Origin of the sequence: Arthrobacter sp., assembly GCF_031179985.1 — a bacterium.
GTDB lineage: Bacteria > Actinomycetota > Actinomycetes > Actinomycetales > Micrococcaceae > Arthrobacter.
In genome coordinates, this window is the sequence record NZ_JAPSHJ010000015.1 from 74,761 (window position 1) to 86,946 (window position 12,186).

Annotated in this window: 14 protein-coding genes, 1 tRNA gene and 1 riboswitch; of the genes, 5 read left to right on the forward strand and 10 right to left on the reverse strand. The window is 62.4% G+C overall.

What is annotated here, in order from left to right; translation table 11 throughout:
• Positions 1-23 precede the first annotated feature (23 nt).
• From RIN13_RS09425 to RIN13_RS09440, 4 genes are all read right to left on the reverse strand, one after another.
• Complete coding sequence (locus RIN13_RS09425) at positions 24-551, reverse strand: histidine phosphatase family protein (protein WP_309107072.1); 528 nt, start codon at positions 549-551, stop codon at positions 24-26.
• A gap of 38 nt (positions 552-589) precedes the next feature.
• The gene (locus tag RIN13_RS09430; RefSeq protein WP_309107073.1) at positions 590-775 is read right to left on the reverse strand and encodes a hypothetical protein; all 186 of its coding nucleotides are present in this window, start codon (positions 773-775) and stop codon (positions 590-592) included.
• A gap of 34 nt (positions 776-809) precedes the next feature.
• A complete protein-coding gene (locus RIN13_RS09435) occupies positions 810-1,385 on the reverse strand; it encodes a hemerythrin domain-containing protein (RefSeq protein WP_309107074.1) in 576 nt (191 codons plus the stop codon).
• 211 nt (positions 1,386-1,596) lie between these two features.
• Positions 1,597-2,469: a winged helix-turn-helix domain-containing protein gene (locus RIN13_RS09440; RefSeq protein ID WP_309107075.1), complete on the reverse strand. Its 873-nt coding sequence runs from the start codon at positions 2,467-2,469 to the stop codon at positions 1,597-1,599.
• Between the two features lie 615 nt (positions 2,470-3,084).
• Here RIN13_RS09440 and RIN13_RS09445 point away from each other — a divergent pair.
• The 3 genes from RIN13_RS09445 to RIN13_RS09455 all read left to right on the forward strand — a co-directional run bounded on the left by RIN13_RS09445 (position 3,085) and on the right by RIN13_RS09455 (position 6,320).
• Positions 3,085-3,819 carry a response regulator transcription factor gene (locus RIN13_RS09445; RefSeq protein ID WP_309107076.1) on the forward strand — a complete coding sequence of 245 codons (735 nt, stop codon included), beginning with the start codon at positions 3,085-3,087 and terminating at the stop codon, positions 3,817-3,819.
• Between the two features lie 5 nt (positions 3,820-3,824).
• Complete coding sequence (locus RIN13_RS09450) at positions 3,825-5,321, forward strand: HAMP domain-containing sensor histidine kinase (RefSeq protein WP_309107077.1); 1,497 nt, start codon at positions 3,825-3,827, stop codon at positions 5,319-5,321.
• 77 nt (positions 5,322-5,398) lie between these two features.
• Positions 5,399-5,586, forward strand: a riboswitch (cyclic di-AMP (ydaO/yuaA leader).
• Positions 5,586-6,320: a hypothetical protein gene (locus tag RIN13_RS09455; RefSeq protein ID WP_309107078.1), complete on the forward strand. Its 735-nt coding sequence runs from the start codon at positions 5,586-5,588 to the stop codon at positions 6,318-6,320. It overlaps the preceding riboswitch by 1 nt.
• Before the next feature lie 279 nt (positions 6,321-6,599).
• Here the strand turns inward: RIN13_RS09455 and RIN13_RS09460 are convergent, their stop codons facing one another.
• From RIN13_RS09460 to RIN13_RS09470, 3 genes are read right to left on the reverse strand one after another with little or no spacing between them, the layout of a single operon-like run.
• Entirely contained in the window at positions 6,600-7,268 is a 669-nt protein-coding gene (locus RIN13_RS09460; protein WP_309107079.1) for an HAD-IA family hydrolase, read from the reverse strand.
• Between the two features lie 3 nt (positions 7,269-7,271).
• Positions 7,272-7,907 (reverse strand): uracil phosphoribosyltransferase, encoded by a 636-nt coding sequence (gene upp, locus RIN13_RS09465; protein ID WP_309107080.1) that lies wholly within the window; start codon positions 7,905-7,907, stop codon positions 7,272-7,274.
• Between the two features lie 13 nt (positions 7,908-7,920).
• Complete coding sequence (locus RIN13_RS09470) at positions 7,921-8,751, reverse strand: phosphatase PAP2 family protein (RefSeq protein ID WP_309107081.1); 831 nt, start codon at positions 8,749-8,751, stop codon at positions 7,921-7,923.
• A 59-nt stretch (positions 8,752-8,810) separates the two neighbouring features.
• Between RIN13_RS09470 and RIN13_RS09475 the strand changes: the two genes are divergently transcribed.
• On the forward strand, positions 8,811-9,314 hold the full coding sequence (locus RIN13_RS09475; protein WP_309107082.1) for a nucleoside deaminase: 504 nt from the start codon (positions 8,811-8,813) through the stop codon (positions 9,312-9,314).
• 34 nt (positions 9,315-9,348) lie between these two features.
• On the opposite strand, the gene RIN13_RS09480 is transcribed toward RIN13_RS09475, so the two are convergent.
• The 3 genes from RIN13_RS09480 to RIN13_RS09490 are packed head-to-tail and all read right to left on the reverse strand — an operon-like array spanning position 9,349 to position 11,937.
• Positions 9,349-10,497 (reverse strand): glycosyltransferase family 4 protein, encoded by a 1,149-nt coding sequence (locus RIN13_RS09480; protein WP_309107083.1) that lies wholly within the window; start codon positions 10,495-10,497, stop codon positions 9,349-9,351.
• A 4-nt stretch (positions 10,498-10,501) separates the two neighbouring features.
• Positions 10,502-10,900, reverse strand: coding sequence for a 6-carboxytetrahydropterin synthase (locus RIN13_RS09485; RefSeq protein WP_309107084.1), 399 nt, complete (start codon positions 10,898-10,900; stop codon positions 10,502-10,504).
• A gap of 2 nt (positions 10,901-10,902) precedes the next feature.
• Positions 10,903-11,937, reverse strand: coding sequence for a dehydrogenase (locus RIN13_RS09490; protein WP_309107085.1), 1,035 nt, complete (start codon positions 11,935-11,937; stop codon positions 10,903-10,905).
• A gap of 106 nt (positions 11,938-12,043) precedes the next feature.
• Here RIN13_RS09490 and RIN13_RS09495 point away from each other — a divergent pair.
• Positions 12,044-12,133, forward strand: a tRNA-Ser gene (locus RIN13_RS09495).
• The last annotated feature ends 53 nt before the right edge of the window (positions 12,134-12,186 follow it).

Genomic DNA, 12,186 nt, shown 5'->3' on the forward strand with positions numbered 1-12,186 from the left:
ACATCCGGCCCCTCCCACGTGCTCTAATGCGCCCGCGGCACCTTGAAGTGGGTGAGCCGGGCGTCCTGGCCATCCAGTTCCGCCCAGGGCTTTTCGGTCTCCAGGACAGTCAGCCCGCTGGTGGGAAACCTGGTGGCTGCATCCATATAGGCATCGTGATCGGAGTCGCGGGAGGCCAGATGCATCGCAAGGTCCTGCACACCGGGCATATGCGAAATGACCATGAGTGTGGTGACGGTGTCCGGCACATGGTTGATAACGGTGAGCATCCGCTGGGCCGACGCTGCGTAGAGTCCGCCCTCCAGCTTAGGGGTGGGTGCTTTATCTCCGAGCTCGCTGCACACCCACGTACAGGTCTGCCGCGTTCGCAGGGCGCTGGAGCACAGAATGAAATCGGGAACCACATCATGTTTGAGCAGCCATTTGCCGGCCAGCGGGGCCTCCCGGTGACCCCGCTCTTCAAGGGGACGGTCGTGATCGGCAACCCCGCCAGGCCAGTCGGCCTTGGCATGGCGCATGATCACCAGCCGCTTAATATAGTGCTCACTCATGCCCCAAGCCTATAGGCGCTTGCCAGCGGCTGCTGGGGTCAGGACAAGTGCGCGGATGTCTTGAAGGGAGTAACCGAGCCACTCAGTGCGCGCTCCAGCGGCGACCGCATTGACGGAAGACCCGGGTCAACGAGCGTAAGCCCTTCCGGACCTTCAACCAGGTAAAAGTTGACGAATGCGTCCGCGAAGCGGTGGACGTTGTCGGCGACCTCAGTGAATGCCATGGTTGCTCCCTCGCCGCAGATCCTGCAGCCGTGGTTAGCCTGTGTGGCGCCCCGTGAGCTTGTCCAGCAGTCGGTCAACCATTCCAACACCCGGCCCGACAGTCTTGTGGAACAACTCGGAGTGCGGCGCAGCGGGGTGTGGACGGGTAGGTGCCAGTTTCTTGGCCTTCTGTACTTTTTCGCCCATATCGACGAGTTGTTCGGCAGGAATGTGAGCGCGTAGTTTCGGGAACTGTTCGGACTCCTCGTCGTTCGCATGGTGACGCAACTTTGCCTCCAACTGTTGAACCAGTTCCATAAAGGTTGGATCAGAAGGATCCACGCCTTCCACCTGCTTCATCAAGCGGACAATCTCGTCGTGTTCCTTCTTGTCGTGCTCGACCTCCTCGGGGCCATTTGGCACGTGTTCTTCTATCGCGGGGTAAACGAACATCTCCTCGGCAACGGCGTGGCGCATCACTTCGGCGATCAAAGTATCGGCCAAGTCTCTGCGCTGGCCGGCATCTGACGTTCCCTCAATCTGTCCGAACAGCTCCACCATCTGCTGATGGTCAGCAGTGAGGATGTCCACCACATCCGATCCTTGCCCACCAGCGTTGGACTCGTTCATGACACGGACCTCCTGCAGATCGTTTCTCCTACCCTGGGTACGAGGTCAAGCTACCACCGCACGGCAGTGGGATCTATAGGTGAAGTCTCATCCAGTGTGGCCAGGCATGCCGGCTCCAGCTTGCCCTTCTTCAGGGGTAGCGCTGACGGAATCCGGGACGAAGTTGACTGAGGCACGGCAAAATGCCGTGCCTCAGTCGTCCTGGAAAACGCTAGATCGAGTATTCCGGAGCGGCCCAGACAATGACCTCCGGGTGCTCGTAGAAGCGGTAGCCTTGGCCGCGGACAGTGCGCACAGTGTTGGCCAGGCGGCCGAGCTTTGAACGGAGGCGGCGGATGTGGACGTCGATGGTGCGCTCGTTCGGCACCTCTTCAGCATTCCGCCACAGGCCTTCAAGGAGTTCGTCGCGGCCAACGGTGCGGGTGCCGTTTTCCACCAGGTAGTTCAGCAGTTCGAATTCCTTGAACGTCAGATTCAGTGATTCGCCGTCGAGGTGGACTTCACGGCGGGCAAGATCGATCAGCACACCGGAAGGGCGGGGATCCTGCGGCTGGGGTGTGCGGGCCGTTTCAGGGCGCTGCCGGGAGTTCACGGTGGGGTCACCGAAAGTTGAACGGACGACGTCCAGCGCCGAACCGGGGGCGTTAGAGGGCGCGACAGCAACGGCGGCGTAGCTTTCGGCGCCGGAAACGAGGGACTGGGCATAGGCGCGGATTTCCTGAGCCAGCTTGGCGATGGAAGTCCCGGACGCCGCGGCAGTTTCCTCGTCAATACCCATGTACAGCACAAATCCGCGGGCAACGTTCTCATTGGGAACAGGACGGACAGCCGAGCCGTTGGCCGGAGCGATTACCGGAGTGGGGGCGGTGGCGGGCGCCGGATCAACCTGGGACACGGCGCGGAGCTGGCCGTAGGAGTTGGGGTTGTAACCCTGCGGGACGAAGCCGGGCGCGGCGTAACTGCTGCTGGGAGCCGCGGGAGCGAGGGCAGGGCGGCCACCAAAACCTGGGCGGACACCGGCGGGCGGAGCGCTCTTGTTGGCGTTACGGACGGAGATGTGGACGTATCCAGATGCAACTGACATGAATGCTTACCTCAATGTGAATGGCCGTCATCGCGGCTCGAATGCTCGATTACCCCGCAATGAGAACTGGGGAGGGGCGCCCGACGCTGGGCTGGGGGCGAATGCCTAAACAACTGTTCGGGGTAGGAAAGTCAGGCGTGCATTCGACAACAGCGCATGTCAGAACCAGCGGATGTGCTGGTCTGAGATACTGCGGCTGCAGGTGCTGTTGAGTTCTTGTTCACAATGAGAGTGTGCAACGTAACAATGACAACTTGCAAGTAACAATGGACCAATCCGTCCGCATTGTGAGACAAGAGGGCGTTATGTGATGTTAATCACTATTCTGTGAGCGCGATAAAATAACAGTTGTTTTTCTGTATGAACGTTCAGGAAAGCTGCTTTTCCGAAGGAAATTTGCTATCTGGCCTGGTTTTTTCGCTTAAATTCAGTTGCTTTTCTATTACCGAAACTCGCTGCCTCTAATGGCTGTCAATGTCCAGCCCCTTTACACGGCCTCCTGAAAAGTTCGCTCAATTTGTATCTGCCAGGCGATGCAGGAAGACGATTACCCTCACAGGCTGCGCACAGGAAGCGCACAGCCCAAGCAATTCCGCGGGGCAAAAACTTGTGGGTATGCCACCACCTCACACCACAAATCTGCCGCAGCTCACCCATCCGGACGGCTCCCCCATCCGAGCCCTCGTTGTCGACGACGAACCAAGCCTGTCCGAGCTGATGAGCATGGGCTTGAGAATGTCCGGCTGGTCAGTGGCAATAGCAGCGGACGGCCCGGCAGCGCTAAAGCTTGCCAAGGAGTTCCGTCCCGATGTCCTGATTCTGGACGTGATGCTTCCCGGATTCGACGGCGTTGAGCTGCTGAAGCGGATACGCACCTTCGCTCCTGGAGTCCCGGCGCTGTTCCTGACAGCCAAGGATGACGTGCAGGACCGCATTACGGGTCTGGCGGCCGGTGGAGACGATTACGTGACCAAGCCCTTCAGTATGGAGGAGGTCCTCTTGCGCCTCCACCGGCTCGTTCAGCGCTCAGGCGTTGCTGCCATGGACACGGCCGAACTGGCCGTGGGTGATCTCCTGCTCAACCTGGATACCCGGGAAGTTACCCGTGGAGGCGAGGACCTGCAGTTGACCGCCACCGAATTCGAAGTGCTTCGCTACCTGATGGAAAATGCCAAACGTGTTGTCAGCAAGGCGCAGATCCTGGACAACGTCTGGAACTACGATTTCGGCGGTCAGGCCAACATTGTGGAACTCTACATTTCCTACCTGCGGAAAAAAGTGGACGCCACCCTGCCGCCAATGATCCACACAATGCGCGGTGCGGGTTACGTCATCAAGCCAGCAGTCTGACCACCGTGCCGTCTCTGACCTTCTCCCGCAACTGGCGCCGGCCATCGACTTGGCACCTGCGAACCCGGCTCGTCCTTGTTGCCATGGCCCTCCTGGTGGCTATTTGCGGAGCGACCGGAATCGTCAGCTACGCCTCCATGGACTCGTTTCTCACGGAGCAGTTGGACGGCAATCTCAAGATGGCTTCGGCGAACGCTGGCAGGGCACCTTCAAGTAGTCCCAACGGGTCGCCGGATCCGCTGAATGCGCGAGGGTCCGGGGCAGGCACTATGTTTGCCCGAATCCAGAACGGCAAGGTCAGCAGTGCCGGATTCGTGGCCTGGGGTGCAGGCCAGACGGACCTGTCCCCCCAAGACAACGCTGCTCTGCTGAGCCTGCCAATGGACGGCAAACCCGTCACGCGGACCCTTGCAGACGGAGATTATCGGTTGCTGGCACTACAAATGCGGGATGGGGGTGTGCTGGTAACCGGTCTCCCTCTAGCAGCCAGGGAGAGCACGCTCAACTCCCTGGTCTGGACCATGACTGCCGGATCGCTCGCCGGAATACTGCTGATCGGTCTGGTGGGGACAGCGATAATCCGCCGCAACCTGCTACCCCTTGAGCAGCTGTCGGACGTGGCCACCCAGGTCTCCCGATTACCCCTCGACGCCGGCGAAGTGGCACTCGCTGTGCGGGTCCCGCCGTCGAGCGCTCATCCGGGAACTGAAGTAGGCAGGGTTGGCCACGCGCTGAACCTCATGCTGGACAATGTCTTCCGTGCGCTTGAGTCCAGACAACGGAGCGAGACCAAGGTCCGGCAGTTTGTGGCGGACGCCTCCCACGAACTGCGGACCCCCCTCACCGCGATCCGTGGCTACACCGAGCTGATGAGGATGACGGAAAATCTGACTCCCGACGGGACAAAATCGCTCGCAAGGGTTCAGAGCCAATCCGAGCGGATGACGGCCCTGGTGGAGGACCTGCTCATGCTGGCCCGTATTGATGAGGGGCAGCAGCTTCGACTCGCGGATGTGGATCTTACGCAGCTGCTGGTCGAAACGGTCAGCGATGAGCGGGTGATGGCGCCCGACCGACATTGGAAGCTGGAATTGCCGGGAGGTGCCGTAGCGGTGCGCGGCGACGCCTCGGGATTGCGCCAGGTCCTGACGAACCTTCTGTCGAACGCCCGGAAGCACACGCCGCCCGGAACCACGGTGGTGGCTGGTTTGGCGAAGTCCGAGGAGGGAAATGTCGTGATTTCCGTTACGGACGATGGTCCCGGCATCGATCCGGAATTCGTTGACAACGTGTTCGCCCGCTTTACCCGTGGGGATGCCTCGAGGGCCAGTACTCACGCGGGAGGAAACAACCGTGAGGATGAGGGATCCAGCGGGCTGGGATTGTCCATCGTCCACTCGATCATGGCGGCTCATGGAGGCAGGGTTGAGGTCGCCTCCCGACCTGGCAGGACCTGTTTTTTGATCACGTTTCATCCGCAAGGCACCACGCCGTCGTCGTGATCTCCGTTACCAAAATGTGACTTAAGTCTTCAACTCCTGTAGCGTTTTCGGGGTGCGGCTACCGTTCTGGCCGCATTTCCGGTTGGACGCCAAACTCTGCCGCTTCCCGGATACCTCATGACCAGGCAGAGACGGGGGACCCAGAGTCTCCGGGCATTTGCGCAGCATTCCGCCCTTGGGGTGAAGCCGACACGTGATTTTCCGTGCGGCCGGATGACCTCATCCGAACCCGACAGCTAACTCCGTAGGCGTTGAGAGGCAATCATGACTGACCCCTTGGTACAAACGCGCCCTGATCACAATCCGGAGCACAAGAATGCACCGGATCAGCCCTCAAAGCATGGGATTTCAAGGCACCGCGCGGAAAGCCCGAAAACCCCTTTCTCCCTCTCCCGGTTCAGTTCAGGCCTGGGCGGCAACGGCTATCGTCTGGCTCTTGTCGCTTCAGCCTGTGCGGTACTGATTGGTGTGGGCGCCGCCGGGCAGGCCTCAGAGCCGGCCACTCCGGCAGCTGCTCCCACGGCCCAAGCTCCCACTACGGCCAACGCCGAATCACGAATCGACTTCGAAAAGTCCCTGGTCAAGGCGGAGGCTGCTCCTTCTCAGGCGCCGGTTGAGCCACAGGCAGCTCCAGCACCTCCCCCGGCGCCTGCGCCCGCACCCGCTCCTGAGCCCGCACCTGTAGCGGTTGACGATCCTGCGGCCGCTCAGACGTATGCCGCGAGTCAGCTTGGCGCCCACGGCTGGGCTGCCGATCAGATGCAGTGCCTCACCACACTGTGGACCAAGGAATCGGACTGGAAGACCACTGCCACAAACCCCAGCAGCGGCGCCTACGGAATCGTCCAGTCCCTTCCCGCCGAGAAGATGGCGAGTGCCGGTGCTGACTACGTAACCAACTTCAGGACCCAGATCAACTGGGGCCTTGACTACATCAAGGAACGCTACGGCTCCCCCTGCGGCGCTTTGAACTTCCACTACGCGAACAACTGGTACTAAACCTGTATCCAGGAACGCTCCGGGGTCCGTGGGCCAGGACCACAGAGGTCCATGGGCCAGGACCACAGAGGTCCATGGGCCAGGACCACAGAGGTCCATGGGCCAGGACCACAGATACCAGATCGCCGGAAAACTGCTGGGTCGCCGTAATTTTCCGGCGACCCAGCAGTTTTCCGGCGACTTCGCCCTGGTGCGCCCCAGTGTTCCCAGGGCATACTGTGGTTCCCCAGGGCATACTGTGACCACGCTCGCGCCGGATTGCGAACGCGGTGGAGAACCTCAAAGCCGGAAAGAAATAATGTTCTTCCCGTTGGGATCCTGAAGGACTGTGGCGGAGATTGCTGAGTAGTCGCGGATGTGCAGGACGCCGTCGGGAAGCTCTCCGGTGTTAGGCCCGACAGCAATGGTCCGGATGCCGGCCGCTACACCGGCCGCAATCCCGGCGGGGGCGTCTTCAAACACCAGGGCATCGCCGGGGTCAACCCCAAGGAGCGACGCCGCCAGGAGATAGCCCTCCGGGTCCGGCTTCCCCCGGCTAACGTCAGCGGCAAAGACGGCAGAGACCGGGATGGTCAACCCGGCTGCAGCCATCCGCACTTCGGCGAGCCCTCGGAAAGCCGACGTCACCAGCGCCACAGATTCGGCCGGAAGACTGGCCAGCAGCTCCACAGCCCCCGGCACGGGAACGATCCCCCTGGTCTCAGCCAGCTCCATCCGCCCGAGCTCCTCGGTGAGGGCTTCGACGTCGGATCCGGCGGGAGCGTAGCGCCGGACTGTATCGATGGCCTGGACCCCGTGCGAGGTCCGCAGGATTTCGGCATAGTCGAGGCCGTAGCGGCCGGCGAATTCGCCCCACACCCGTTCCACGATGCTGGTGGAATCGACGAGGGTCCCGTCCATGTCGAACAAGACACCGCGGGCGGTCAGAGTGGTGCTGGTCAGGCTCATCCGTTATCCGGCGATCCCGTACAACCTGTCGCCGGCATCGCCCAGACCGGGAACGATGTAGGACTTGTCGTTGAGTTTTTCGTCGATGGACGCCAGAACGATGGTGACATTGGCGTCCGAGAGTTCTTCCTCGAGTCTGGCCAGGCCCTCCGGAGCAGCAAGGAGGCAGATGCAGGTGACGTCCGAGGCGCCGCGCTTGAAGAGGAACTTGATGGCTTCACGGAGTGTTCCGCCGGTGGCCAGCATGGGGTCCAGCACGAAGATCTGCCGGTCAGTCAGGTTCTCGGGGAGCCGTTCCGCGTAGGTGATGATGTCCAGGGTTTCCTCGTCCCTGGCCATTCCGAGGAAGCCGACCTCCGCCGTCGGAACCAGCTTGGTCATCCCTTCCAGCATGCCCAGACCGGCGCGGAGGATGGGAACCACCAGCGGGGTGGGCTTGGTGAAGGCTGTACCCACCGCGGTGCTCACCGGTGTCTCGATGGTCACGGGCTGGGTGCGGACATCCCGCGTGGCTTCGTAGGCCAGAAGAGTTACCAGCTCCTCTGTGAGCTGCCGGAAAACCGGCGAAGGGGTCTTTTTGTCCCGCAGAACGGTGAGCTTGTGGGCGACCAGTGGGTGGTCCACGACGAGTGTGCGCATGGGGTCAAAACTATCACCCGGACGTCTTGTCCCCACCCCGGCTGCGAACCACTGCGTCGGACTCTCCAGGAGCGGAATCCGACAAATGGGCGGGATGGTCAAAAGTGGGTGCCGGGCCTGCATGCTCGCGGCGGCGCGTGAGATGGAAGAGCCTGTGGGCCAAAATCACAAAGCCGAGCCAGGCCAGCCCCAGGAGCCATGCGGCGATCACATCCGTCAGCCAGTGATGGCCCAGGAACACCCGGCTCAGTCCCATCGCGGCGGCGAAGAGGATGCCTGCCGCCACCACGGAGATCCGGATCCACATGTGGGCCACCTCAAGGCATATCAGGTACACCAGGACACCAATCACCACCGTGGTGTTCAGCGTGTGGCCACTGGGGAAGGAAGGTGATGTCTCGTAGGGGGCAACGGCGTCGACATGGTTCGGACGGGTCCGGCCAAAGAGCCCTTTGCCAACTGATGTTGCAGTGACTGAGACAGCCGCAGCACCGGCGACGAGGATTATGGGCCGCCAGGTCCTCGTGGTGAACGTCAGCCAGGCAGTCAGGAAACTGGCCAGGATAGGCATGCCGATGCTTCCACCGACATTGGTGAAGGCTGTCATCGCCTCGTTCATTTCGGGGCTGCGGATCTCTTTAGCGAAGGCGAGGGCAGGCTGATCGAGGCCTGCCACGCCGCTTTCGTCCACGACGTCCTCGTAGACTTCTGCCCCCAGGAGTGCCAACGTAACGATCACAGCGCCGCCGATCAGGAGGGTGAGCCATAGAGCCGCGTATGGAGCCACCCAGAGCCCATATCGGTCGACCACTGTTTTCAGGACCCGGTCAGTCGCGGGTTTCATGATGCCTCCCCGTTTTTTCTGCTTACAAGGCTGCTTACCTTCGAAACTATCATTGAGCCATGACTTCCCCGGAGCCCCGCCATGCTGAATGGATGGGCCTTGCCCTGAGTGAGGCCCGGCTGGCACTGGCCACTGAGGACGTGCCGATCGGCGCCGTCGTCATCGGTCCTGACGGGACGGTTCTGGGTTCCGGCCGCAACGAACGTGAGGCCCTCGGCGACCCGACGGCGCATGCCGAGATGGTGGCCATCAGGGAAGCAGCGGCCCGGCTTCGCATGCTGCGGGCGCTCAATGGCGGCCCGGATGACGGCTGGCGGTTGGAGGATTGCACCCTTGTGGTGACGCTTGAGCCGTGTGCCATGTGTGCCGGAGCAATTGTGCTGGCCCGCATTCCCCGGGTGGTGTTCGGGGCCTGGGACGAGAAGGCCGGAGCTGCCGGTTCGGTGTTCGATGTCCTCCGCGAGCGCCGCCTCAATCACTGGGTGGAGGTTTACGCGGGTGTCCGGGAGCAGGAGTGCGCCGCGCTGCTCCGTGGATTTTTCGCTCAGCACCGGGGCATCTGACTTTTCGGCGCGCGCGGTCTTCACGGTCCGGCTTTCATCTTCTGCCGCTCTCTTCCCGCTGCAGCGCCTCTCTGTCCACGGCGTCCAGCACTGTCCGGGCGGTATCCTCCCAACCGGGAAGCCGTTCCCTGGCGGCCAGCGCCGCGGTACGCCATTTTGTGCGGAGGCCCGGCTCCGTCAACCAGCTCCTAAGAACCTCCGCCAGTGGCGTGGGATCGGTATCGAGCCCGACGGCGGTGCCCGGGAGCGTCCCGCGCTCTCGTTCGCCCCCGGCTTCCTCGTCGTTCCCCTGCGTAGACCCGGCGTGCAGCGCCTCCACTGCTCCCGTCCCGGCCCGGACTATGACGGGAAGTCCGTGGGCAAGGGACTCCGGGACCACCAGTCCATAGGCTTCCGCACGGGAGACCAGGAGGCTCAGGTCTGCCGCCTTCCATTCGGCGTCGAACTCCTCGCCGCCCAGCTCCCCAGCCAGCCGGACGCGTGAATCAACGCCAAGGCGTTCGACGGCGGCACGCACCTCGTTCGCGTACCCTTCGTCCGCGGAATCCGAGCCAATCAGTGAGGCTGTCCACGGCAGGTCCGTCAGCTGGGCAAGGGCGCCCAACAGGATCAACTGGTCCTTGTTGGGCAGCAAGGCGGCAACGGCTATGAGATGGGGCGGGTTGGAACCTAAAGCAAGCGGGGCGGGTTCGGTGCCGGGCAGGGCAGCGGTCACGCCGTCGATCCCATGCCGTTCCCTGACCATGGCAGCAACGGAAGAACTTGTGGTCATCACTCCGGCAGCGGCCGCAAGGGTGCGGCGTTCCAACGCGGGACCTTCGACTTCGGGCGTCTTGAGCGGCATATGCAGCAGCACCCAGACGGGCCGCCCCTCAGCTGCGGAACGCTCCATTTCCTCCGGCGCCCCGGAGGCAACCAATCCGTCCACGATGGTCACCGCCGTGCGGTCCTCCACCGCGAGTTCCGACAGCAACGAGCCGAACCGCCGTCGGTCCGCCTCGCTGCCGATTGGCCACTCGCCATCCACCCGGTAAGTGTCCACCTCCACCCCCAGGGCGATCAGCCTCTCGGTGAGCGCTGCGTTGTAGACGTTGCCTCCCGAGTTGTGGAGCACGTTTCCGGGCACCACCAGCCTGATCCGTCTCGTGGACTTGGGAGAGGCCCCGGGCTGGGCGGTAGGCACGGAACTACTCCGCCTCGAAGTCCAGAGAATAGGTGGCCCAGGCATCAGGCGTTTCGCGCAGGGTCACATCGATACCGGCAAGTTCCCGCCCGTCTGCACCGTCGCGGATTTTTGCGGCCACGGCGTCGGCTATGTATTGTGCCAAGGCCTCGGTGGTGCTCAGTCCGCCGGCAAAGTCAGGGTGCTCATCGAGGTTGCGGTAGTTGAGGCCCTCCAATACGCCACTGAGAACGTCGCCCGCCTCACCAATGTCCAGGACAATCGCGTTTTCATTGAGCTTCCGACGGCGGAACGTCACCTCTGCGACGAACGTTGCCCCGTGAAGCCCCTGGGCAGGCCCGAAGACGTCTCCCGGGAGACTGTGGGCGATCATGAAATGATTGCGGACGGTCAGGCTGAACACAGTTACCTCGTGCTTTCGGTGGAGTTGTTTTCGGTGAACTTGTTTTTGGTGGAGTAGTCGAGGACGTGGCACAGGGCGCCCAGGGTTCCTTCTGAAAGCCTGTCCACCACCCCGGGAAGGTCCTCGAAGCTGGACGTTCCAGTCAGGAAATGGTCAAAAACGGGATCGCTCAGCAGCGAGACGGCCAGCTCCAGCCGGTCCGAGGTGCTGCGACGGTGGCGGCGGGAGCGGGCCACGACTCCTACCTGGCTGGCGCGGATGGACAAGCGCCGGGCGTGGAAGTCTTCACCCAGGGGAACAGAAACTTTTCGGTCCGCGTACCAGGACATCTCGATGATTTCGCCTTCGTCGCCTGCCAGTTTCAGGCAGCGCTCCAGTCCGTCCTGGGACGCGGAGCAGTGGAACACGATGTCGCAGTCCGCCAGGGCGTCGTCAGGATGGCTGAAATCCACGCCGAGGGCGGCGGCGAAGCCGCTCTTGGAGGGGTCGACGTCGATGAGTTGCAGCCGCTGGAGCGGAAAGTTCCGCAGGAGTGTGGCTACCATGCCGCCCACGAGCCCGGCACCGACGACGGCGATCCGGTCCCCCAGCCTCGGCCCGGCCTCCCACAAGGCGTTGACTGCTGTTTCCACGGTGCCCGTCAGCACTGCCCGCTTCGCTGGGACAGCGTCCGGGACGACGGTGAGCTCGTGCGCTGGGACCACATAATGGTCCTGGTGCGGGTAGAGGCAAAAAACGGTCTTGCCCTCCAACTCTGTGGGGCCTTGTTCCACAACGCCAACGGACAGGTAGCCGAATTTCACCGGCGCGGGAAAATGGCCTTCCTGATGCGGAGCGGCCATCCGGTCCTCGATGCATTCCGGTACTCTCGCTGAGTGCACCACCATTTCGGTACCCTTGCTGATGCCGGAATAGAGGGTCCGCACCAGCGCCTCCCCCTCTGCCGGTTCCGGAAGGTCCTCTGTCCGGAGTTCCCCCTTGGACGGGCCCACGGTCCAGTACGCGGTGGCCTTTTGCGGCCTCTCTGAAATGATCATCTTGCTTACGAATGTAGTCTCGCTGGCTCACCCGGGGAAGCACCCCGGCCTTGCGCGCGCCGCCGTTTTGGGGATGGGCGCCCTGCTCCGGTAACCTGTATGGGTTGGTGACGTGTCCGAGCGGCCGAAGGTGCAACACTCGAAATGTTGTTTGGTGTCAAAGCCAACGTGGGTTCAAATCCCACCGTCACCGCCACATAGCAAGGCCCCTGGTTCCCTTTGTTTACAAGGGAAGCGGGGGCCTTTCTT